Origin of the sequence: Microbacterium galbum (genome assembly GCF_032464915.1) — a bacterium.
GTDB lineage: Bacteria > Actinomycetota > Actinomycetes > Actinomycetales > Microbacteriaceae > Microbacterium > Microbacterium galbum.
Map to the genome: position 1 here is coordinate 273,420 of NZ_JAWDIS010000002.1, position 22,001 is coordinate 295,420.

Annotated in this window: 22 protein-coding genes and 1 tRNA gene; 6 read left to right on the forward strand and 17 right to left on the reverse strand. The window is 71.4% G+C overall.

Annotated features, from left to right (window positions below):
• Positions 1-76 precede the first annotated feature (76 nt).
• Both RWH45_RS10455 and RWH45_RS10460 read left to right on the forward strand, forming a co-directional pair.
• Positions 77-1,117, forward strand: a complete 1,041-nt coding sequence (locus RWH45_RS10455) for an aldo/keto reductase (RefSeq protein ID WP_315994841.1) — start codon at positions 77-79, stop codon at positions 1,115-1,117.
• A 92-nt stretch (positions 1,118-1,209) separates the two neighbouring features.
• Positions 1,210-1,395, forward strand: a complete 186-nt coding sequence (locus RWH45_RS10460) for a hypothetical protein (protein ID WP_136586667.1) — start codon at positions 1,210-1,212, stop codon at positions 1,393-1,395.
• A gap of 7 nt (positions 1,396-1,402) precedes the next feature.
• Here RWH45_RS10460 and RWH45_RS10465 read toward each other — a convergent pair whose 3' ends face one another.
• Together RWH45_RS10465 and RWH45_RS10470 are read right to left on the reverse strand one after the other, a co-directional pair.
• Positions 1,403-2,101: a hypothetical protein gene (locus tag RWH45_RS10465; protein WP_315994842.1), complete on the reverse strand. Its 699-nt coding sequence runs from the start codon at positions 2,099-2,101 to the stop codon at positions 1,403-1,405.
• A gap of 76 nt (positions 2,102-2,177) precedes the next feature.
• Positions 2,178-2,666, reverse strand: a complete 489-nt coding sequence (locus RWH45_RS10470) for an Lrp/AsnC family transcriptional regulator (RefSeq protein ID WP_315994843.1) — start codon at positions 2,664-2,666, stop codon at positions 2,178-2,180.
• A gap of 80 nt (positions 2,667-2,746) precedes the next feature.
• Here RWH45_RS10470 and RWH45_RS10475 point away from each other — a divergent pair, with 80 nt between their 5' ends.
• From RWH45_RS10475 to RWH45_RS10485, 3 genes are all read left to right on the forward strand, one after another.
• Positions 2,747-3,676, forward strand: a complete 930-nt coding sequence (locus RWH45_RS10475; protein WP_315994844.1) for a DMT family transporter — start codon at positions 2,747-2,749, stop codon at positions 3,674-3,676.
• A 94-nt stretch (positions 3,677-3,770) separates the two neighbouring features.
• Positions 3,771-5,357, forward strand: a complete 1,587-nt coding sequence (locus tag RWH45_RS10480) for a molybdopterin-dependent oxidoreductase (protein ID WP_315994845.1) — start codon at positions 3,771-3,773, stop codon at positions 5,355-5,357.
• A gap of 116 nt (positions 5,358-5,473) precedes the next feature.
• Complete coding sequence (locus RWH45_RS10485; RefSeq protein ID WP_315994846.1) at positions 5,474-6,598, forward strand: ATP-binding protein; 1,125 nt, start codon at positions 5,474-5,476, stop codon at positions 6,596-6,598.
• Here RWH45_RS10485 and RWH45_RS10490 read toward each other — a convergent pair.
• From RWH45_RS10490 to RWH45_RS10555, 14 genes are all read right to left on the reverse strand, one after another.
• Positions 6,587-7,165, reverse strand: coding sequence for an isochorismatase family protein (locus RWH45_RS10490; RefSeq protein WP_315994847.1), 579 nt, complete (start codon positions 7,163-7,165; stop codon positions 6,587-6,589). The genes RWH45_RS10485 and RWH45_RS10490 overlap by 12 nt on opposite strands.
• Positions 7,166-7,423: 258 nt before the next feature.
• Positions 7,424-7,819 carry a hypothetical protein gene (locus tag RWH45_RS10495; protein WP_315994848.1) on the reverse strand — a complete coding sequence of 132 codons (396 nt, stop codon included), beginning with the start codon at positions 7,817-7,819 and terminating at the stop codon, positions 7,424-7,426.
• A gap of 54 nt (positions 7,820-7,873) precedes the next feature.
• A complete protein-coding gene (locus RWH45_RS10500) occupies positions 7,874-8,407 on the reverse strand; it encodes a hypothetical protein (RefSeq protein WP_315994849.1) in 534 nt (177 codons plus the stop codon).
• Positions 8,408-8,530: 123 nt separating this feature from the next.
• Positions 8,531-8,603, reverse strand: a tRNA-Thr gene (locus RWH45_RS10505).
• A 65-nt stretch (positions 8,604-8,668) separates the two neighbouring features.
• Positions 8,669-9,340 (reverse strand): deoxyribose-phosphate aldolase, encoded by a 672-nt coding sequence (gene deoC / locus RWH45_RS10510; RefSeq protein ID WP_315994850.1) that lies wholly within the window; start codon positions 9,338-9,340, stop codon positions 8,669-8,671.
• 56 nt (positions 9,341-9,396) lie between these two features.
• Positions 9,397-10,938 (reverse strand): alpha/beta hydrolase, encoded by a 1,542-nt coding sequence (locus RWH45_RS10515; protein ID WP_315994851.1) that lies wholly within the window; start codon positions 10,936-10,938, stop codon positions 9,397-9,399.
• Positions 10,935-12,113, reverse strand: a complete 1,179-nt coding sequence (locus RWH45_RS10520; RefSeq protein ID WP_315994852.1) for a DNA polymerase III subunit delta' — start codon at positions 12,111-12,113, stop codon at positions 10,935-10,937. Before RWH45_RS10520 ends, RWH45_RS10515 begins: the two co-directional genes overlap by 4 nt.
• Positions 12,114-12,178: 65 nt before the next feature.
• On the reverse strand, positions 12,179-12,853 hold the full coding sequence (gene tmk, locus RWH45_RS10525) for a dTMP kinase (protein WP_315994853.1): 675 nt from the start codon (positions 12,851-12,853) through the stop codon (positions 12,179-12,181).
• The gene (gene topA, locus RWH45_RS10530) at positions 12,850-15,759 is read right to left on the reverse strand and encodes a type I DNA topoisomerase (RefSeq protein ID WP_315994854.1); all 2,910 of its coding nucleotides are present in this window, start codon (positions 15,757-15,759) and stop codon (positions 12,850-12,852) included. Before topA ends, tmk begins: the two co-directional genes overlap by 4 nt.
• A 60-nt stretch (positions 15,760-15,819) precedes the next feature.
• Positions 15,820-16,149 carry an Rv3654c family TadE-like protein gene (locus RWH45_RS10535; RefSeq protein WP_315994855.1) on the reverse strand — a complete coding sequence of 110 codons (330 nt, stop codon included), beginning with the start codon at positions 16,147-16,149 and terminating at the stop codon, positions 15,820-15,822.
• Positions 16,149-16,517, reverse strand: coding sequence for a TadE family type IV pilus minor pilin (locus tag RWH45_RS10540; protein ID WP_315994856.1), 369 nt, complete (start codon positions 16,515-16,517; stop codon positions 16,149-16,151). The genes RWH45_RS10535 and RWH45_RS10540 overlap by 1 nt, the downstream gene beginning before the upstream one ends.
• A 110-nt stretch (positions 16,518-16,627) precedes the next feature.
• Positions 16,628-16,864 (reverse strand): DUF4244 domain-containing protein, encoded by a 237-nt coding sequence (locus RWH45_RS10545; protein WP_315994857.1) that lies wholly within the window; start codon positions 16,862-16,864, stop codon positions 16,628-16,630.
• A 43-nt stretch (positions 16,865-16,907) separates the two neighbouring features.
• Complete coding sequence (locus RWH45_RS10550; RefSeq protein ID WP_315994858.1) at positions 16,908-17,780, reverse strand: pilus assembly protein TadB; 873 nt, start codon at positions 17,778-17,780, stop codon at positions 16,908-16,910.
• Entirely contained in the window at positions 17,777-18,805 is a 1,029-nt protein-coding gene (locus RWH45_RS10555; RefSeq protein ID WP_315994859.1) for a TadA family conjugal transfer-associated ATPase, read from the reverse strand. Before RWH45_RS10555 ends, RWH45_RS10550 begins: the two co-directional genes overlap by 4 nt.
• A 387-nt stretch (positions 18,806-19,192) precedes the next feature.
• On the opposite strand from RWH45_RS10555, the gene acs reads away from it, so the two are divergent.
• Entirely contained in the window at positions 19,193-21,160 is a 1,968-nt protein-coding gene (gene acs, locus RWH45_RS10560) for an acetate--CoA ligase (RefSeq protein WP_315994860.1), read from the forward strand.
• Positions 21,161-21,248: 88 nt separating this feature from the next.
• On the opposite strand, the gene RWH45_RS10565 is transcribed toward acs, so the two are convergent.
• Entirely contained in the window at positions 21,249-21,953 is a 705-nt protein-coding gene (locus RWH45_RS10565) for a phosphatase PAP2 family protein (protein WP_315994861.1), read from the reverse strand.
• Positions 21,954-22,001: the final 48 nt, after the last annotated feature.

Here is a 22,001-nt window from a genome sequence, read left to right on the forward strand (position 1 = left end):
GCCGGTTTCGTCGCGAACGCGGATGCCGTGGCAGAGTCGGAACGATCCCTTCCCCGTTCCGAGGAGCAGCAGTCCCATGCCCATCGCCGCCGATGACCCCCGCCTCGTCTCGCCCTTCGACGCCGCCGCGACCCGCTACGACGACGTGCCGTTCCAGCGCGCCGGCGCCAGCGGCATCCCCCTCCCCCGCATCTCGCTCGGCCTGTGGCAGAACTTCGGCACCGGGCGCACGCTCGACAGCCAGCGCGCGATCCTGCGGCACGCGGTCGACCGCGGCGTCGTGCACATCGACCTCGCCAACAACTACGGCCCGCCCTACGGCGCCGCCGAGGCCACGTTCGGCACGGTGCTCGACAGCGACCTGCGGCGCTACCGCGACGAGCTGTTCCTGTCGACGAAGGCCGGCTACGACATGTGGCCCGGGCCCTACGGCGACGGCGGTTCGCGCAAGTACCTGATGCGCTCCCTCGAGCAGAGCCTCACGCGCATGCGCACCGACTACGTCGACGTCTTCTACTCGCACCGCGTCGATCCCGACACGCCGATCGAAGAGACCGTGCACACCCTCGCCGACATCGTCCGCAGCGGTAAGGCCCTCTACGCCGGCATCTCGAACTACCCCGCCGACCTCACGCGCCGCGCCCACGACCTGCTCGCGGCGGAGGGGGTGCGGCTTTTCGTCCACCAGCCGCGATACTCGCTCTTCGACCGCACGCCCGAAGCGGAGCTCTTCCCGACGCTGCGCGAGCTCGCCGTGGGGAGCGCGGTGTTCTCGCCTCTGGCGCAGGGCCTGCTGACCGCCAAGTACCTCGACGGCACCGTGCCCGCCGACTCGCGCGCGGCCGACAGCCGCTTCCTCGACGCATCGGCGCTGACCGACGACTACCTCGAGCGCATCCGCGGCATCGACGGCATCGCTCGCGAGGCCGGGCTGTCGATCCCCCAGCTCGCCGTGGCGTGGGTGCTGCGCGACCCGGTCGTCACCACCGCCATCATCGGCGCCTCGCGCACGAGTCAGATCGACGACGCCGTCGCGGCCAGCACCTCGCCGCTGTCGGACGGCGTGATCGAGGCCCTCGAGCCCTTCGCCGCCGGCGTGGGCGAGCGCATCGCCTGAGCGCACAGCACACCGTCGTCCGCGGCGCAAGCGCCATGGCATCCCCCGGTCCGTCGCGTTGGCTGGGACTCCAGCTGACTGAAGGAGGCGCCATGGGTGTTGCACGATGGATCGGAACCGGAGCCGTGGGACTGGCCGGAGCGGTGATCGCGCGGACGGCGATCGGACGCGCGGTCGCCGCCGGGACCGTGGCCTACCGCGTGTGGACCGACCCGAAGGTGCAGAAGGTGCGTCGTCGGGTGGTGGCGAAGCTCGCGAAGCAGCGCCGCGCGCGCTGACAGCGCCTCACCGCCCGGGAATCAGCCCGAGGATGACGCAGGCGACGCCGGCGACGCCGAGGACCACCGCGTACAGCGCGCGGTGGTCCTTCTCGATCAGCCGCAGGTAGACGCCGTTCACCCGCGCCGCCGTCGTGGGGAAACGCGTCCATGCCGTCGCAAGCAGGACGAAGGGGGCGGCGAGCGCCGCGAGGAACACGGCGTACGCCAGCCACCGCAGGAGCGGGTGATCGCTGACCCCATCGGCCACGCGGCCCGTCATGTACATGATCGGCAGCGTGGTGAATCCCACGATCGAGCAGCTGACGCCCAGCACGTACGAGCTCCAGCCATGGGCGTGCGACGACGCGGTCGTGCGGTGCGATGGGCGCGCGGGTCGTCGGACCCTCCAGATCCCCATGGCGACCGCGCCGGCGAGGAACACCGCACCGGCCGCGAGGTCGACCCGGCGATCGAGCACCGCGTCGGTCGTGCCGCGTTCCGCCGCCGCGACGAACTCGGTCGGGTCGAAGCTCTGCAGCACGAGGTAGAGCACGGTGGCGCCGGTCGCGAGACCCGCGACCATCCACCCGACGCGGGCGCCGACCCGGGTGTTCTGCGCGAGGGCATCCGCCGTCGCGGCGTAGAGCGCCGGGTTGAGGCCGAGAGTCACCCCGAGACCGACCATCGTGGTCAGGGCCGCCGTCCAGCGCGCGAGGTCATCCACGTCGCGGGGCTCCTCTCAGAGGGTCAGGGCCCTGGTGACGCTCGGGCGGGATCGTCACATCGTAGCGAGGCACGCGTCAGTGGCTGTCCGACGAGCGCGCACCCCCGACGGGGAGCGGCGAGAGCGGCTTGGTGACGCCGAAGGCGAACGTGGTGTCGATCGACGAGAGGGAGGGGATCGCGCGCAGGTGCTCGCGCAGCAGGCGTTCGTACGCCTCGAAGGTCGGTGTGACGATGCGGACGAGGTAATCCCAGTCGCCGGCGAGAAGGTGCGCCTCGACGATCGACGGGATCGCGCGCAGTCGCTCCTCCACGGCATCCACCGTCGCCCCTTCGTGCGAGGCCAACCGCAGGCGGACGAACGCCGTGATCTCGAGATCGACGGCCTTCGGTGACACGACCGCGCGGTAGCCCGAGATGACCCCCGCCTCCTCGAGCCGGCGCACACGACGCAGACACGGCGAGGGCGAGAGGCCGACCCTGTCCGCCAGGTCTTGATTGGTGAGGCGGCCGTCGCGCTGCAACTCGGAGAGAATGAGGCGGTCGATCTCGTCGAGGGCGTCCATCCGGCATATTCTGCCAAACCAGACCCGGTACGAGCAATATTCGCAATCCTCTGCGCCCATGTTGTTCCTACGCTCGCAACGTGACCACCTTCGCCCTGCCCCGCCCGTCGGCGCTCTCGCGACGCACTGTGGTCGGGATCGCGGCCGTGACCGCCGTCGTCTGCCTGTGGTCGTCGTTCGCGCTGTCGACACGGGCGCTCGAGGCGACGGGGATGAGCATCGGCGACGCGGCGATCGTGCGATTCGGCGTCCCCACCCTCGTGTTCTCCCCCTGGATCCCCCGCACGCTCCGCCGCCTCCGCGGCGAGCCCACGACGGTCATCGCCCTCGTCCTGCTCGCAGGGCTGCCGCACTTCCTCCTCTTCGCCTGGGGCGCGCACCTCACCTCGGCCGCTCTGACCGGCCTCCTCGTCCCCGGCACGGTCCCCCTCTTCGTGACGATCCTGCTCTTCCTGCACCGGCGGACGACGGTGTCTCGGACCCGGCTCATCGCCCTCGCGGCGATCGTCGCGGGAGTCGCGGCGAGCGCCGTCCTCATGGGAGGGGTGGCGGATGCCGGGGGCATCGCGGTTCTGCTCGCGGCCGGTCTCGTGTGGGCGGCGTACACGCTCGGGCTGGGGCGGACGCGACTCGACCCGGTCGGGGTCATCGCGCTCGTCTCCGTCGTGTCGCTCGTCGCCGCTCTCGCGCTCACCGCCACCGGTGCGATGCCGTCGAACCTGTTCGACGGACGCGTCGACGTCTCCGCCTGGGTGGCCTACGGCCTCGTGCAGGGCGTCGGAACGGGGCTCCTCTCGACCGCCTGCTACGTCGTCGCGGTGAAGAACCTCGGCAGCAGCATCCCCGCCGCCGCCGGGGCCCTGAGCCCCGTGCTGACCGCCCTCGTCGCGGTCCCCCTCCTCGGCGAGCAGATCGCCCCCGGGCTCGTCGTCGCGCTGGTGCTGATCGTCACCGGGGTGGCCGCTTTCGCCCTCGCCCCCGCACGGACGACCTCGCCGCCGCCGCCCTGACGGCACCCGGCCCCGGCGGCATCCGATTCCGCTCCCGCTCCGAACAAAGGACGAGGCAGGCTCGCGCGTGCGCGGTGCCGGAAACGAGGATGCCATGACCACCGACACCACGGCACGCACCACCGAGACCACGAAGGTGCGCCGGCCGCACGCCTGGATCTGGGCCGCCCTGGCCGGAATCGTGTCGGCGGCGACGTTGCTGGCGGTCGCCGAACTGTTCGCCGCCCTCGTGGCGCGCTCCGCGAGCCCCGTGCTGGCCGTCGGCTCGTTCATCGTCGACGTCGTGCCGCGCCCCCTGAAGGAGCTCGCGATCACGCTGTTCGGCGAGACCGACAAGATCGCGCTGCTCGTGGGCGTCGGCCTCGGTGCGGTCGTCGCCGCCGCCGTGGCCGGGGTGCTGCAGTACCGGTTCCGGCCGGTGGGCGCCGTGCTGCTCGGGATCGGCGGCGTGCTCGCCACCGCCGCGATCATCACCCGCGCAGGCGCCGGAGCCCTCTCGTGGCTGCCGCCGGTGCTCGGCACCGTGGCCGGTGTCGTCATCCTCATCCTCACGATCGCTCGCCTGAAGCGCTGGGTCGCCGCGGCCGATGACCGCGACCTCGACGGGGTGCGCGCCGGGCGTCGTCAGTTCCTCCTGCTCACCGGATTGACCGCCGTCGGCGCCGTCGTCGTGGGTGTGGGCTCCCGTATCCTCAACGCCACGACCTCCTCCGTCGCCGCTGCGCGCGACGCTCTGCGCCTGCCCGCGCCGCGCACCACGGTCACCGTGCCGGAGGGCGCGAACTGGGAGGTCGATGGACTGAGCCCGATCATCACGCCCAACAGCGACTTCTACCGCGTGGACACCGCTCTGACGGTCCCCAACGTCGACCCCACCACCTGGCGCCTGCAGATCGACGGCATGGTCGACACCCCTGTCGAGCTCAGCTTCGACGATCTCGTGAACATGGGCCTGAACGAGTACGGCGTCACCCTGACCTGCGTCTCGAACGAGGTCGGCGGAAATCTCGTCGGCAACGCGATCTGGACCGGCGTTCCGATCCGCGACGTGCTGCGTATGGCGGGCGTCCAGTCGGACGCCGACATGGTGCTCTCCGAGAGCGTCGACGGGTACACGGCATCCACTCCCCTCAGCTCACTGACCGACGACAACCTCGACGCCATCTTCGCGGTCGCCATGAACGGCGAGCCCCTGCCGTTCGAGCACGGCTTCCCCGTGCGCATGGTGGTGCCGGGCCTGTACGGCTACGTCTCGGCGACGAAGTGGGTCACGAAGCTGACGGTGACCCGCTTCGACAAGGACGAGGCGTACTGGACGCCCCGTGGCTATGCGGCGCAGGCGCCCATCAAGATGTCGTCGCGCGTGGACACGCCCAAGATCGGCGCGCCCGTGCCCGCCGGCACCGTGGTCATCGCGGGGATGGCATGGGCCCAGCCCATCGGCGTGCAGAAGGTCGAGGTGCAGATCGACAACGGCGACTGGCAGGAGACGCAGCTCTCGACGCCGATCAACGATCAGTCGTGGGTGCAGTGGCGCCTCGAGTGGACCGCCGAGGCCGGCAGCCACTACATCGCCGTGCGCGCGACCGACAAGCAGGGCAACGTGCAGATCCAGGAGCAGGCTCCCATCGCGCCCGACGGCTCGAGCGGATGGCAGCGCACGCTCGTGACCGTCTCGTGACCGTCTCGTGATCGGGCGGAGTCGGCGAGCGGATGTCAATCGCTGTCGCTCCCGGCCGGTGACGGGCATGATCGAGCCATGCCTTCAGCAAGCATCCCCGCCCGCTTCCGTGCCGCATGAGCACCGTGCCCGATGAGCCGTCGACCCTGCCCGCCACCCCGGGGGTGATCCCCGACCACCCGCTGACGAGCATCCGTCGCTCGATCCCGCGCGACTGGGACGAGCAGGTCGACCTGTTCGCGATCGTCAAGCTGGACAGCGGCGGGTTCGTCCGCGGGTGGAACCTCGGTGCGGAGCTCATCAAGGGCTACACCGAGGACGAGATCCTCGGCTCCCATTTCTCGCGCTTCTACCGCGAGGAGGCTCAGCGGCGCGGTGTGCCCGATCAACTGCTCGCCGCCGCTCAGCGCGACGGCCACGTCGAGGACACGGGCTGGCGCGTGCGCAGCGACGGCACCGAATTCTGGGCGCGCGTGACCATCTCGGCCATCCGCAACGATCAGGGTCAGGTCCTCGGTTTCGTCAAGATCGTGCGCGACCTCACGAGCGAGAAGCAGGCGGCCGACGAGCGCGCCTCCCTCCAGAGGACCTTCGCCCACGACCTCCTCTCCCCCGTCACCGCGCTCCGCGGCTACCTCGACCTCATCGCCGAGGAACTGCCGCCGGATCACCGCCTCCTGCGGCTCGCCGGCGACGCGAGCGACCACATCGTCGCCATGGCCCAGGCGCTCATGGCCGACGTCACCTCGTCCACCGAGCGCGGTCGCCGCCGGGCGACCCTCGACCTCGTCGCGCGCGGCGCCGTCGCCCTCGTGCTCCCGGGCGAGCTCGGCCGCGTCCGGTTCGGCACCATGGATGCCATCCCCGTCCGCGCCGACGTGTTGGGACTGCGACGCGCGATCGCCAACGTGCTCGAGAACGCGGCGAAGTACTCCGACGACGTCATCGAGCTCGACGCCTTCGAGACCGACGAGGGCGCGGCCGTCCGCGTGCGCGACCACGGTCGTGGCATCCATCCCGACGATCTCGCGACGATCGTCGAGGAAGGCCGCCGAGGGCGCTTCGCGGTCACGACGGACGGCGGCCAGGGGATCGGCCTGTCGAGCGTGCACCGCGTCGTCGCCGAGCACGGGGGGAGCCTGCGCATCACGAGCACCCCGGGCGAGGGCACGACGGTGACCCTGACGATCCCCCGCGCCGACGACGACGAACCCGTCGTCCGCGACGACTCAATCGACTGAGCGGGCCAGCACCGCGCCGGCGGCCTCGATCTCGCGGAGGGCCTCGGCACTCGAATCGGGGTGCACCCCGGCGATCAGGTCGGTGAGCACCCGCACGCCGCGACCCGCCGCGACCGCGTCGAGAGCGGAGGCGCGGACGCAGTAATCGGTCGCGATGCCGACGATGTCGATGTCGCGGATGCCGTGCGACTCGAGGATCTGCGCGGCGGTCTCGCCGTCGTCGGACACCCCCTCGAACAGCGAATAGGCGGGCTTGCCCTGCCCCTTCTTCAGGTGGTGGGTGACGCGTTCGGTGTCGAACACCTCGTCGTAGTCGGCGCCGTACGTGCCGCCCACGCAGTGCACCGGCCAGGTGTCGACGAAGTCGGGGGTCGCGGAGAAGTGCCCGCCGTTGTCGTCGTCGCCGTGGTGCCAGTCGCGCGAGGCCACCACCACCGCGTAGTCGTCGGCGTGCGCCTCGAGATAGCGCGAGATGCGGGCGGCGACCTCGTCACCGCCCTCCACGCCCAGCGCCCCACGCTCCGTGAAGTCGTTCTGGACGTCGACGATGAACAGGGCGCGGCTCATGAGGCGAGCCTACGCGCGTCGGGTGGGCCGCGGATCGCGTGCGGCGTGGCTCCGTGAGGTGCGGCGCGAGCTGCCGACGGGCGCGGGCGGGCGCGGCCGGCCACGGCCGGGCGCGGGCGGGCGCGGGCGGGCGCGGGCGGTCGAGGCCGGGCGCGGGCGGTCACGGGACGAGCCCGGGTGGCCGGGCCTCCCGGAGGGGTCGCGTCATCCGCGAGTGGTCCTGGGGCGCGCCCGATGACCGGGCGGGGAGGAGTCGGGTCACCCGCGGGCGAACAGCAGCACGATCGAGACGACGAACGCCACCGCGCCCAGTGTCAGGACGCCGGCGGAGAGCAGCGAGAGGAACCGCACCACGGGCGAGGACCGCGTGAGCCGCATGCGGTGCGACGCACCGCGGCGGTAGAAGATGTCGGCCATGTCGGCCGCGCCGATCTTCGCGTCGTCGTGCGCCGACAGGGGCGCCTCGTTGACGCCGCCGCCGTCGTCGAACCAGCGCACGACACGTCCGCCGTCGACCGGTTCGACCACGGCCCGAGCCGGAGACCACGTGCCGTCGAGCAGAAGGAGGACCACCGCCGCGAAGGCCAGGACGAGCCCCCCGCCCAGCCCGACCCACGTGAAGATCTCGATGAGGGCATCGAGGGCGTTCGACACGGGTGCTCCTGCAGGCTGACGACGCGTCACGCGGACGCGGAACGGCTCTTCAGCCTATCGGCCCGTGACGGGCGCTCTTCGGCCTTCCAGGGCCTCCAGACGGCGCGTGGCGACGAAGGCGACGATGAACGGTACGGCGGCCACCAGGCCGAACGAGATGTCGATCAGCTGCCAACCGAGCGGCAGCCCGCGCAGCGCCCCCGCGATGAGGGCGAGGGGCACGATGCCGGCGCACGCGATCAGCCCCCACACCGTGATCCAGACGTTGCGCACGGGGTCGAAGAGCGGCCCCACGAACGCGACGGCGATGAGCAGGTGCGCGAACGCCAGCCAATCGGTGCCGTAGGCGATGAACGGGAACGCCGCAGCTGTGGCATCCAACCCCTCCCCCACCCGGTCCACCCAGCCCGTGAAGGCGGGGGCGGATGCCGCGACACCCGTGGATCGCAGGACCTCTCGAGCGAGGGCGAGTTCCTCCCGCAGCGGGAACGCGGTGACACCGCTGACTACGAGACCCGCGATGACCACGCCGAGACACAGACGGATGACGCGACGCAGACCCCTCGCGTCCGAGACGAGTGCGGTCACGGTGCCCCCTTCGGGGCGCGTCGCCCCTGCGCCGACCATACGGCCGCGGCCGACAGCCCACGCGCACTCGTCTCGACGACGAAGAAAGGCCCCCACCCGGTGGAAGCGGGTGGGGGCCTTCGGAGCCGCCTAAGGGAATCGAACCCTTGACCTATTCATTACGAGTGAATCGCTCTGCCGTCTGAGCTAAGGCGGCATGTGCGCGCTGTCGCGTGCACGATCATCGATCTTACATGCTCCAGCGGCCCTCGCGGTACGCGGTCAGTAGTCGCCCGTCGCGGAGCGGTCGGCGAGGATGTCCCGGCTCGACGACAGGCCGAGACGCGAGGCGCCCGCGGCGATCATCTCTTCGGCCGCGGCGCGCGTGCGGACGCCGCCGGAGGCCTTGACTTCGGCGCGGTCTCCGACCGTGCGCTTCATCAGCTGCACCGCGTGAACGGTCGCGCCGCCGGCGGGGTGGAAGCCCGTCGAGGTCTTGACGAAGTCGGCTCCCGCCGCGACCGCGGCCTCGCACACGGCCACGATCGCCTCGTCCGACAGGGCGGCGGACTCGATGATGACCTTCAGGACGGTGGGCGCCGGCGCCGCGGCGCGGACGGCGCGGATCTCGGCCTCGACGACCTCGTAACGCCCCTCGATGGCGGCGCCGATGTCGATGACCATGTCGATCTCGTGCGCGCCCTGGGCGACCGACAGCGCCGCCTCGGCGGCCTTGACCTCGGCGTGGTGCTTGCCGCTGGGGAAGCCGCACACGACGGCCAGTTTGAGACCCTCCGGCAGCTGGACCGGGAGGAACGACGGCGAGAGGCACACGCTGTAGGTCCCGAGCTCGGCGCCCTCGGCGATGATGCGCTCGACGTCGGCGCGGGTGGCCTCGGGCTTGAGCAGCGTGTGGTCGATGTAGCTCGCCAGGTCGGCGATGGGCGCGGTCATAGGGGTCTCCTCCGGATGTGACGGATCAAGCGTAGGCGCACGACGTCGCCATGGGGCTACTCGCAGCGCAGATCGGGGCCGGGCACGGTGCCGTCGACGAGGTAGTCGTCGACCGCGCCGTTCACGCAGTCATCGCCCTTGTTGTAGGCCAGGTGGCCCTCGCCGACGTAGGTGACGAGGACACCCTGCGAGAGCTGATCTGCGAGCGCCTGGGCCTCGGCGTAGGGCGTGGCCGGGTCTCCTGTCGTGCCGAGCACCAGGATGGGCGGCGACCCCGGGGCCGTGATGGCCGCCGGCCGGCCCGTCGACGGCGCCGGCCAGGCCGCGCACGCGTCGGGCCCCACCCAGTAGGGCGCGACGACCGGAGCCTTCTGCTCCAGCTGCTGCTGCAACGCCGTCTCATCGGTGTCGTCCTCGCGGGGGTAGTCGACGCAGTTGTAGGCGCGCAGGGCCTGCATGGTGTTGTCGGTGTACTGCCCGTCGACGCGGCCGTTGTAGAAGTCGGCGAGCTGGAAGGCGACGGAGGCGTCGCCGTTCTGCACGTCGGCGAGGGCCACGCGCAGATACGGCCAGTTTTGGTCGCTGTACAGCGCGGCGACGATGGCCGTCAGAAGCGTGTCGGCGCCGAGGAGGCGTCCGTCGGAGCCCGCGAGAGGGCGGGCGTCGGCGCGGGCGAGCAGCGAGGCCACGTCATCCATCGCATCGTCGACCGACCCCGAGAACGGGCACTCCGAGGTGCGCAGGCAATCGGCCATGAACGCACGCAGCGCGTTCTCGAAGCCGACCGCCTGGGCGATTCCGCTCTCGCTCCCGGCAAGGCTCGGATCGATACCGCCGTCGAGCACCATGCGCCCCACGCGCTCCGGGAAGAGCCCGGCGTAAGTCGCACCGAGCAGGGAACCATACGAGAAGCCGAGGTAGCTGAGCTTCTCATCGCCGAGGACGGCGCGCAGCAGATCCATGTCGCGCGCGGCGTTCTCCGTGGAGATGTAGGGCAGGATGCCGTCGCTCCCCGCCTCGCAGGCCTTCGCGAAGTCCGCCTGCCGCTGCTCGAGGGCCGCGTTGCGCTCGTCGCTGCCGCGCGCGCCCGGCGGGACGTCGTACAGGTAGGCATCCATTCCGGCGGCGTCGTAGCACGACACCGCCGTCGACCGGCCCACGCCGCGGGGGTCGAACCCGATCACGTCGAAGGATCGCGTCAGCGCCTCGTCGGCGACGAGCGACAACGAGTCGCGGACGGTGTCGACGCCGCTCACCCCCGGGCCGCCCGGGTTGGTCAACAGCGACCCGAGCGGTTCGCCGGAGGTCGCGCGGTGCCGGATGACCGCGAGCTGCAACTCACCCGCAGAGGGGTCGGAGTAGTCGCGCGGGGCGGTGACGGTGGTGCAGTCGAAGCCGGCGCTGCCGCACGCGGTCCAGGTCAGTGTCTGGCCGTAGTAGGGCAGCAGAGCGGCATCGATGCCCTCCGTCTGAGGGGCGAGGGAGCGACCGCCGTCGGGGGCCATGGGCGGGATCTGCGCATAGAGGCAGCCCGTCAGTGCCAGCGCGACGCCCACGAGACCCGCGACCAGCGCGGTCAGGCGCCGTCGCACGCTCACGGGGCCGAACCGTTCGCCACGGTGATCATGAGACTCTCCAGGGCGAGCAGCGGCGCGGCGTTCTGCTCGAGGTTGCGGCGGGTCGCCGAGATGCGATCGAGGACGCCGAGGCTGCGCGCGGGCGTCCATTGCGTCGCCAGCGCGCGCAGAGCGTCGAGGCGTTCGACGTTGACCAGGTCGGCCTCGCGGCCGTATTGGACCATCACGACATCGCGGAACAGGGATTGCAGATCGGTGAGCACACGATCGATGCCGTCGCGCAGGCTCCGCGTGGCCCGGCGCTTCTGATCGTCTTCCAGCGCGTTCACCTGCCCCCGCACCGAGGGCGGGACCGCGGCCCCCTCGGCCACCCCGAGCATGCGCAGCAGAGCACGTCGCTCCTCCTCGTCGCGAGTGGCGGTGAGCGCCTTGGCGTCCTCCGTGGCCAGGCGCACGATCTGGCCCGCGACCTCGACGGCGTCGCCGATCCCCCGCACGGCCAGCACGGCCGCGAGGGTCTCGGCGCGCCGCGCCCGGGCGTCGTCGTCGGTGGCCAGACGCTGCGCCATGCCGATGTGCCTCTGCGCGTGACGCGCCGACTCTTCGGCCACGTCGGGCGTGACCCCGGTGCGCTCGACGATGAGACCCGCGACATCGGCCACGGAAGGTTCCCGCAGCCGAAGAACGCGCACCCGCGAGCGGATGGTGGGCAGCAGATCGGCGTCGCTCGGGGCGCAGAGCACCCAGACGGTCTTCTCCGGCGGCTCCTCGAGAGCCTTCAGCAGCACGTTCGACGTGCGCTCGGCCATGCGATCGGCGTCCTCGACGACGATGACGCGGTGCCGACCGAGCGAGGGCGCGAAGGACGCGCGCTCGACGAGACGGCGCGCCTCGTCGATGCGGATGACGACCTGCTCCGTCCGCAGAGCGGTGAGATCGGGGTGCGTCCGCGCGAGCACCTGATGCTGCGCCCGCTCGTCGCCCGGGTCGGCGATGAGCTCCGCGGCGAACGCGTAGGCGAGCGTCGAACGCCCCGAACCGGGCGGCCCCGTGATGAGCCACGCGTGGGCGAGCGCGGAGGGGTCGGATGCCGCATGGCGCAGGGCAGCGACGGCCTCGTCCTGACCCCACACGGCGTCCCACGGGAAGGGGGCCGCACCGGCGGCCCGCGGAGACGGCTCGAGCGCGACGGACATGCGTTCCAGCCTAATCCCGGGGTCGGACAGCGCTGCTGAGCATCGACTGTCGGTGCGCGTCCGACTCAGCGGAACCGCGCGACGACGGCGTCCCGTACCCGTGCGGCCAGGACCTCGGGCGTCTGCGTCGCGTCGAGGACGACGAACCGATCGGGCTCGCGTCGCGCGAGGGCCAGGAAACCCTCGCGGACTCGGGCATGGAAGTCGTTCTTCTCCGCCTCGAGCCGATCGAACGGCTTGTCATCGGCGTCGAGCCGCTGACGCGCGGCTGTCGGGTCGAGGTCGAGCAGCACGGTCAGGTCGGGGAGCAGGCCTCCGGTCGCCCACAGCGACAGCGCTCGCACGTCATCGGGGTCGAGCACCCGGCCCGCACCCTGATAGGCCACCGACGAGTCGAGATAACGGTCCTGGATGACGACATCGCCACGGGCGATGGCCGGCTGCACGACGGTCTCCACATGGTGCGCCCGATCGGCGGCGTACAACAGCGCTTCGGCACGCGCGGCGATGTGACCGCGGTGGTGCAGGACGATCTCGCGAATGCGCACGCCCACCTCGGTGCCGCCCGGCTCGCGCGTGCGCACGACGGTGCGCCCGTCGCCCGTGAGCCACTCTTCGAGCATCGACGCCTGGGTCGTCTTGCCCGCGCCGTCTCCCCCCTCGAAGGTGACGAACAAGCCGGGACCCCCGGCCGACGCCGCCCGAGGGGCGTGCAGCGGCCGAGGCTCGAGGCCGGTCACGAGTTCTTCGCCGGGGCCTTGCGGGTGGTCGAGGTCGTCTTGGCCGCGGTGGTCTTGGCCGTTGTCGTCTTGGCTGCCGTCGTCTTGGCAGCCGTGGTCTTGGCAGCCGTCGTCCGCGTCGCGGTCGTCTTGGCGGCGGCCGTCTTCGTCGTGGCGGTCTTGGTCGCCGTGGTCTTGGCCGCCGTGGTCTTGGCAGCGGCGGTCTTGGCGGCCGTCGTCTTGGTGGCAGCCGTCTTCCGCGCGGTGGTCGTCTTCTTGGGTGCCGGTCCCTTGGCGCGCTTGTCGGCGATCAGCTCCACCGCGCGCTCGAAGGTGATCTCCATCGCGTTCTCGCCGCGGGGAACCGTGGCGTTCGTCTCCCCGTCGGTGACGTACGGCCCGAAGCGACCGTCCTTGAGCTTGATCGGCTTCCCGCTCACCGGATCGGCATCGAACTCCTTGAGCGCGCTCGACGCGCGACGCGCGCCGTACTTCGGCTCGGCGTACTTCGCCAGCGCCTCCTCGAGGGTGATGTCGAAGATCTGCTGCTCGTTGTCGAGCGACCGCGAATCGGTGCCCTTCTTCAAGTACGGACCGAAGCGACCGTTCTGCGCGGTGATCTCGTCACCCGTCGACGGGTCGGCGCCCACGACGCGCGGAAGGGAGAGCAACTGCAGGGCGGCGTCGAGCTCGATGGTGTCGACCGACATCGACCGGAACAGCGACGCCGTGCGGGGCTTCGGGGCCGCCTCCTTCTTCGCACCGCGCTTCTTCGGGGCCTCGACGACCTCCCCCGTGGCCTGATCGACCTCTTCGGGCTCCTCGGCGTCGACCTCCTGCACGTAGGGGCCGAAGCGACCGTCCTTGACGACGACGAGCTTGCCGTTCTCAGGGTTCTCCCCCAGCACGCGGTCGCCGGCGACGGGCGCGTCGATCAGCTCCCGGGCCTTTTCGGGGGTGAGCTCGTCGGGCGCCAGGTCTTCCGGAATGTTCACGATCCGCGGCTTGGCCTCGGCGTCGCCCGAGGGGTCGGCGACCTCGAGGTAGGGACCGTACTTGCCGAACCGCAGCGTCGCCGTGTCGGTGATGCGCGTCGAGTTGAGCTCGCGGGCATCGATCTCGCCGAGGTTGTCGACGATGTGACGCAGGCCGACCTGCTTCTCCGACCCGAAGTAGAACGACTTGAGCCACTCGGTGCGGCGCTGCTCGCCGCGGGCGATCGCGTCGAGGTCGTCTTCGAGTGCTGCCGTGAAGTCATAGTCGACGAGGTCGGCGAAGTGCTCCTCGAGCAACCGCACCACGCTGAAAGCGAGCCAGCTCGGGACGAGCGCCTGCCCCCGCTTGGTGACGTAGCCGCGGTCGAGGATCACGCCGATGATGCTCGCGAAGGTCGACGGGCGACCGATGCCCTTCTCCTCCAGCGCCTTGACCAGGCTCGCCTCGGTGTATCGCGGCTTGGGAGAGGTGCTGTGCCCCTTGGGCTCGACGTCGCTCATCGAGAGCTCGTCGCCCACCGCGACGGCAGGCAGCGACTGGTCGGCGTCGTCGTCATTGCGCTTCTCGTCGGCGCCTTCTTCATAGGCCTCCAGGAAGCCCTTGAAGGTGTAGACGGTCCCGGATGCCGTGAACTCGGCGACCTGCGCGGCGGCCTGCACCGTGAGGGTGACCGTCGTCGTCTCGTACTTGGCATCCGCCATCTGGCTGGCGACGGTGCGCTTCCAGATGAGGTCGTAGAGCTTCTGCTCGTCGCGGTCGAGCGACGAGGCCAGCGAAGCAGGGGTGCGGAAGGTCTCGCCCGAGGGGCGGATGGCCTCGTGCGCCTCCTGGGCGTTCTTCGACTTGCTCTTGTAGACGCGGGGGTTCGCGGGGACGGCCTTGTCGCCGTACAGAGCCACGGCCTGCGCGCGGGCGGCCGAGATGGCCTGTCCCGACAGCGCGACCGAGTCGGTTCGCATATAGGTGATGAAGCCCTTCTCGTACAGACGCTGCGCCACGCCCATGGCGTGCTTCGCGCTCATCGAGAGCTTGCGACCGGCCTCCTGCTGCATGGTGGACGTCGTGAAGGGCGCGCGAGGGCTGCGGGTACCCGGCTTCGCCTCGACCTTCGACACCGTGGCGCGACCGGCGGCGGTGATCGCGTCGGCCAGCGCACGGGCGGCCGCCTCATCGAGCACCACGACGGCCTTCTTGAGCTGACCGTTGTCGTCGTAGTCCCCACCGCGGGCGATGGGAGCCCCATCGAGACGGTTCAGTCGCGTGGTGAACGACGAGCCCGACCGCGAGGCGAGCGCTTCGACGTCCCAGTACGACGCCGACACGAACGCCATGCGCTCGCGTTCGCGCTCGACGACCATGCGCGTGGCGGCCGACTGCACGCGGCCGGCGCTCAGCGCCGTGCCCTCGCGACCGGAACCGACCTTGCGCCAGAGCACCGGCGAGACGTCCCAGCCGTAGAGGCGGTCGAGGACGCGACGCGTCTCCTGTGCGTCGACGAGCGAGACGTCGAGGTCGCGCGTGTGCTCCGCCGCGTCACGGATGGCGTCCTTGGTGATCTCGTGGAAGATCATGCGGCGGACGGGGACCTTGGGCTTGAGGACCTCGAGCAGGTGCCACGCGATGGCTTCGCCTTCGCGGTCACCATCAGTGGCGAGCAGGACTTCGTCGGCGGTCTTCAGCGCGCGCTTGAGCTCGGCGACCGTCTTCGTCTTGCGATCGTTGACCACGTAGAAGGGATCGAAGTCGTTCTCGACGTCGATGGAGTACTTGCCGTACGCCGCCTTCTTGTCGGCCGGGATCTCTTTCTTCGACGCGAGGTCGCGGATGTGACCGACCGAGCTGAGCACCTCGTAGTCGTCGCCGAGGTATCCCTGGATCGACTTCATCTTCGTCGGGGACTCGACGATGACGAGCTTCTTTCCGTTTGCCACTGGGGTCCTTTCTTCGATGCACACCATACACACGCCTCCCTGTTCGGGTTCCGGGAGGTCTCACGGGCTCGAGACGACGGGAGGTCCGGCTCGCGAGCGCGCATCGAGGGGAACTCCACCGTACGCCCCGGCGACCGTGACCGTGGCGACCAGGCCGTCGACATGGCACTCCGCCAGCTCCCACCCCGCTGCGGCGGTCACCCGTGCGGCCGCGTCGCACGGGTAGCCGGTCACCGCACCACTGGCCGTGTCGGCCGCCGCGAGAGCCGCCGCATCCGCCGTCTCCGCCACCCGCCGCGCCGTCACCGCAGCACCGCCGACCGCGGCCACCGCCACCGTCAGGGCGGCGACGACCGCCACGACGCCGACGGTCGACGCGCTGCCCGCCATCAGCGGCCGCCGTCGAGGGCGCAGGCCCGCGCCTCCGCGGGCGGGAGCGGAAGGGCGATCGGGATGGAGCGCGTCGCCGACGTCGACACGCAGACGAGACCGTCGCCGCGCACCACGGTCATCGAGCCGCCTGCCGCGGCGAGCGCGGCCGACGCCCCCGCGTCGTCCCCCCGACCGAGGAGCCGGGCTCCCTCGGTCGCCGCCTGCTGCAGACGGAGCGTCGTCATGGCCGTGCCGAGCACCCCCACCCCGAGCGCCAGGACGAGGAGCACGGCGGGGAGGGTCACGGCGAACTCGGCCGCGACCGCGCCCCGCTCCCCCAGCGGGGAGAGCGGGATCCCGGTCGCACCCCGATCCTCCCGCTGCACGCGCGTACCGGCGGCCGTGACAGACCCTCCCCGCGGGAGTCTCCACCCCGCGCCCGTTTTCCGCTCCCCGGGCGGGACGCTCGAGCCCGCCCGCGACCGACCAGGCGTCGTCATTGCACGGTGAGCGCGCGGCGAACGACGTCGGTGAGGATGCCGCGCACCTCGTCGCTGCGCATGATGGCGACGAGCAGCCCGGCGAAAGCGACGGCCGCCATTGTCGCGATGGCGTACTCCGCGGTGGCGGCGCCGCGCTCGTCGAGGAACACGCGTCGCGCGCCGGCTCCGGTCAGCAGCGGGAACGGCGACGTGTCGCGGGAGAAGAGGGATCGGGGGTCGAGGTCGGACATGGGTTCTCCTTGTTCTTCGGAGGGATTCGGGTCGACGACGTGGTCAGGGGACGACGTCGGAGCGGAGCAGGCCGAGCACGATCGGGGCAACGGCGAGCAGGAGGAACGCGGGCAGGGTGCAGATGCCCAGCGGGAGGAGCAGCCGCGTCGACAGGCGCGCGGCCGCCTCTCGACCGTCGGTGCGTGCCCGGTGACGCGACGCCCAGGCGTCGGCGCGGAGCAGCTCGGCGGCGGGGATGCCGGCTCGCAGCGCCAGGTCGAGCGTCTCGTCGATGGCACGCGTCCCGGACTCGCCGGGGCTGCGCGCGCGGCGCGCGATCACGGTCCGGGCCCGCTCGGGGGACGCGCCCGCGGAGAGCGCGACCGCCCACAACTCGGCTTCGAGGCCCGGCACCGACGCGGACGGACGCGCGGACCGCGCCAGCCTCCGCGTCCAGACGCGCGCAGCAAAGACCAGGGCGACTCCGCCGGCCAGGCACCCGCGTCCGATCGGATCGGCGAGGAGCGTGCCGACGGTATCTGCTCCGAGAAGGATCCCCAACGGCACGCCGGCAACGGGGAGCCAGCCGAGCAGGCGGGCCGTCGCGAGCGGCTCGGCCACCGCGACACGCACGTCCGAGGTGACTTCGGCTGCATCGCGAAGGGCCCCCGCGACGGAACGGAGCGTCTCCGCCAACGGTGCGCCCGTCTCGACGGCGACGCTGTAGACGGCGGCGATGTCGGCCCATGCCCCTCCGGCGGCGGTGAGCACGACGCCGACGTCATCGCCGCCCTCGGCGGCTCGGGCGGCGGCCAGCACGGCGGGGTCCCCTCCCGCCGCCAGGTGCTGCCACGCGAGGGCGGGCGCGGCACCACCGCCCAGCAGCACCGCGAGCCGCACCACGACCGCGTACGGGTCGGTCCGCGGCGCCGTCACGACCACTCCTGCGGGCAGATGGTCAGTCGGCGGCCGCGCAGGACGGGGCGCCCCCACCCTGTCACGCGTCGGAGTCCGTCCGAGCGCTCGACATGCACCACCGCGCCGACGGCGCTCACGACCTGCCGCGCCGTGGTCACGGCATCCATTCCGGAGAGTGCGCCCAGCGCCTCCAGACGCGTCGCGACGTCGGCGAGGCTGCTCGCATGGAGCGTGCCGGCGCCCCCGTCGTGTCCGGTGTTCAGGGCCATCAGGAGCTCGCGCAGCTCTTCGCCGCGACACTCTCCCAGAACGAGACGATCGGGCCGCATGCGCAGCGCCTCCCTTAGGAGCCGCGCGAGGGGGATGCCGCCTGCTCCCTCGATGTTGGCCTGGCGGGCCTCGAGGGCGATGTGGTGAGGATGCGCGGGGCGCAGCTCCGCCACCTCCTCGATGGTGATGACACGCTCCGTCGGGGGCGCGCATGACAGCAGGGCGGAGAGCAGAGTCGTCTTCCCCGCGCCCGTCGCCCCCGTGATGAGTACGTTCTCGCGTCGGTCCACGAAGCCCTCAAGACGCTCGCGCTGCGCGGCCGACAGCATCCCGGTCCGTTGCAGCAGCGCGAGGTCGGGTGCATGCCACCGGGGGACGCGGATGGAGATGGTCGTCCCGCGGGCGGCGACGGGGGCCAGCACCGCGTGCACCCGGACGCCCCGCTCCCAGCGCACGTCGACGCACGGAGAAGCATCGTCGAGATGCCGTCCGCCTCGCGCGATCAGCCGGACCGCCAGACGGCGCACCTCCGTCTCGGTCGCCCGCCACGACGCCACGCGCTCGATTCCCGCGCCCCGATCGACGAACAGGCCGTCCTCTCCGTTGATGAAGAGGTCGGTGACGAGGGGGTCGTCGAGGAAAGGGCGGAGGAAGGTCACCGCGGCGTCGTCGTCGGCTGCGACGGCGCCGTCGTCCTGCGCCGCCGGCCGGGATTCGGCCGGCGCGATGCGTGCGGGGGAAGGGAGGGATGCCACGACCACGACGGTAGGCATCGCCGGAGCCCCGGCACGGGGCGGAGACGGGCATCCGTGGACAACGGCCCGGATCTCCTCGCTGGGGAGGAGGGGTCCGAGGGCCCGGAAAAGAAGGGGGCGGCATCCCTACAGTGGGGGGCGAGGGATGCCGCCGCGCGCCGGAGGAAAATTGGGGGGCTCCCCCCGACGCGAGTGCCGGAAGCGATGTTCGGGCGTTCCTAGAGTACGCGCGCCGATGAGCCGGGCCAACTCTCGCGACCTATTCATCGCGATATATCACCTGTTTCCCGGGCGGCGCCGATCCCAACTATCGGAGGTGGCCCCGGTGCAGAGCGGTCGCTAGCGTGACCCGGGTAGAACGCCGCGCATCGACGCGGCGTGACGTGAACGCGAAGGAGCGCCGCGATGAGCAGCCAGATCGACCACCTCCTCAACGAGACCCGGCGGTTCGCACCGTCGGCCGCTTTCGCCGAGAGCGCCGTCGCAGACCGGAGTCTGTACGAGCGCGCGGCCGCCGACCGCGAGGGCTTCTGGGCCGATCAGGCGCGCGAGCTGCACTGGCACACGCCGTTCACGCAGGTGCTCGACTGGTCCAACCCCCCGTTCGCGGAGTGGTTCGCCGACGGCGAGCTCAACGTGGCCTACAACTGCCTCGACCGGCACGTCGAGGCCGGGAACGGCGATCGCATCGCGCTGCGGTGGGAAGGCGAACCCGGCGACCAGCGCAACGTCACCTACGCGGAGCTCACCGACGAGGTCAAGCGCCTCTCCAACGTGCTCCTCGACCTCGGCGTCGAGCGCGGGGACCGCGTCGCGCTCTACCTGCCGATGATCCCCGAGGCCATCGCCTCCATGCTCGCCGTCGCCCGTATCGGCGCCGTGCACTCGGTCGTCTTCGGCGGCTTCTCGGCCGACAGCCTCCGCGCACGCATCGACGACGCCGGCGCGAAGGTCGTCATCACCGCCGACGGCGGCTGGCGGAAGGGGAAGGTCTCCCCCCTCAAGCCCGCGGTCGACCAGGCCCTCTCCGACCGCAACGGCTCCGGCATTCAGGAAACGGTCGAGCATGTGCTCGTCGTCAAGCGCGGCGAGAACGAGGTCGAGTGGAACGCCGACCGCGACATCTGGTGGCACGACGCCGTTCCGCAGGCCTCCGCCGAGCACGAGGCCGAGGCGTTCCCCGCCGAGACGCCGCTGTTCATCCTCTACACCTCGGGCACGACGGGGAAGCCGAAGGGCATCCTGCACACCTCCGGCGGCTACCTCACGCAGGCCGCGTTCACGAACCGGGTCGTTCACGACGTGCACCCCGAAACCGACGTCTACTGGTGCACCGCCGACATCGGCTGGATCACCGGGCACACGTACGTGACGTATGGTCCACTCGCCAACGGCGCGACTCAGCTGCTGTACGAGGGCACGCCCGACACGCCTCACCCGGGTCGCTGGTGGGAACTCATCCAGAACCACGGCGTGACCGTCTTCTACACCGCCCCGACGGCGATCCGGTCGTTCATGAAGATCGGGCGAGACGTGCCGCAGAGCTTCGACCTGTCGTCGCTGCGCCTGCTCGGCTCGGTCGGTGAGCCCATCAACCCCGAGGCGTGGGTCTGGTACCGCGAGATCATCGGCGCCGACGAGACGCCCATCGTCGACACGTGGTGGCAGACCGAGACGGGCGCGATCATGATCTCGGCGCTGCCCGGGGTCACCGAGACCAAGCCGGGGTCGGCGCAGGTGCCCCTGCCCGGCATCTCGATCGCCGTCGTGGACGATGCCGGCGAACCCGTCGGCAACGGCAGCGGGGGGCTGCTCGTGGTCACCGAGCCCTGGCCCAGCATGCTGCGCGGAATCTGGGGCGATCCGGACCGTTACCGCGAGACCTACTGGGAGAAGTTCGCCGAGAAGGGCTACTACTTCGCCGGCGACGGGGCCCGCCTCGACGACGACGGCGACGTGTGGTTGCTCGGCCGGGTCGACGACGTCATGAACGTGTCGGGGCACCGTCTCTCGACCGCCGAGATCGAGTCGGCCCTGGTCGGCCACGAGGGCGTGGCCGAGGCGGCCGTCGTCGGCGCATCGGACGAGACCACGGGCCAGGCGGTGGTCGCTTTCGTGATCGTCAAGAGCCGCTACCTGAAGCAGAACCCCGTCGAGGGCCTCGGCGACGAACTGCGCAAGTGGGTCGGAGAGCAGATCGGTCCCATCGCACGCCCGCGCGACGTCTACATCGTCGGGGAGCTGCCGAAGACCCGCTCCGGCAAGATCATGCGTCGCCTGCTGCGTGACGTCGCCGAGGGACGTGAGGTGGGCGACACCACGACCCTCGCCGACACCGCCGTCATGAGCGTCATCAGCGCCCAGGTGAAGTGACACTCCCCGGCCGGGGATGCCGCATCCGCGGTGTCCCCGGCCGGACCTTCCTCCGAGGCGGCGCCCCCGGGCCCCCGCGCGTCGCGCGTCAGACGACCCGGCGCGCGCGACGGCGTCGCATCCCGGCATCCACCCTCGCGACCGCCACCGCCCATCCCCCGCGCACGGCCGGGAACTCCCCCGCCACCCAGACGAGGGATGCCACCGCGTCGCCGAGGTAGTGCACGCCCTCGATCACGACGGCGGCGGTCATGCCCGCGACGAGGACAGCGCCCATCGCGATCACGAGCGAACGCCACCGGGTCCCCCATGCCAGACACACGCATGCGGCGACGAAGGCCGCGGTGAAGGCGACGTGACCGCTCGGGAAGGAGGCGTCGGCGGCCCGTCCGATCGTCGCCATCGCCGCCTCGCTCATGCCCGGTCGCGGACGGCCGACCACGACCTTGACCGCCTCGGCCGAGCCCCACGTCACCGCGACCGCTCCCAGGAAGACGACGGCCGGCCTCCACGAGCGGGTCAGACCGGCCACCGCGGCCGTCGCCGCGAGCATGATGATCGCCGCGGGCATCGGCTTGAGGGCGAGATAGAACGCCTCCGCGGTCGACCGGAGCGCACCCTCTCGGAGGTGGTGGAGGGCCGCCGACGCGGCGACATCGATCTCGGTCAGGCGCAGCAGGAAGCCGACCAGGACCAGGCCGACGATGGTCGCGACGGCGATCGCCGCCTGCCTCCGCAGGCGTGCGGGAGGGTGCGTCAGCACGGAACCGGTCACCGCGAAAGGAGGAGTCACGAGGGCGATCGTCCTCCTCGCTCCTTCTGAATCAGCCGAATCACCCGT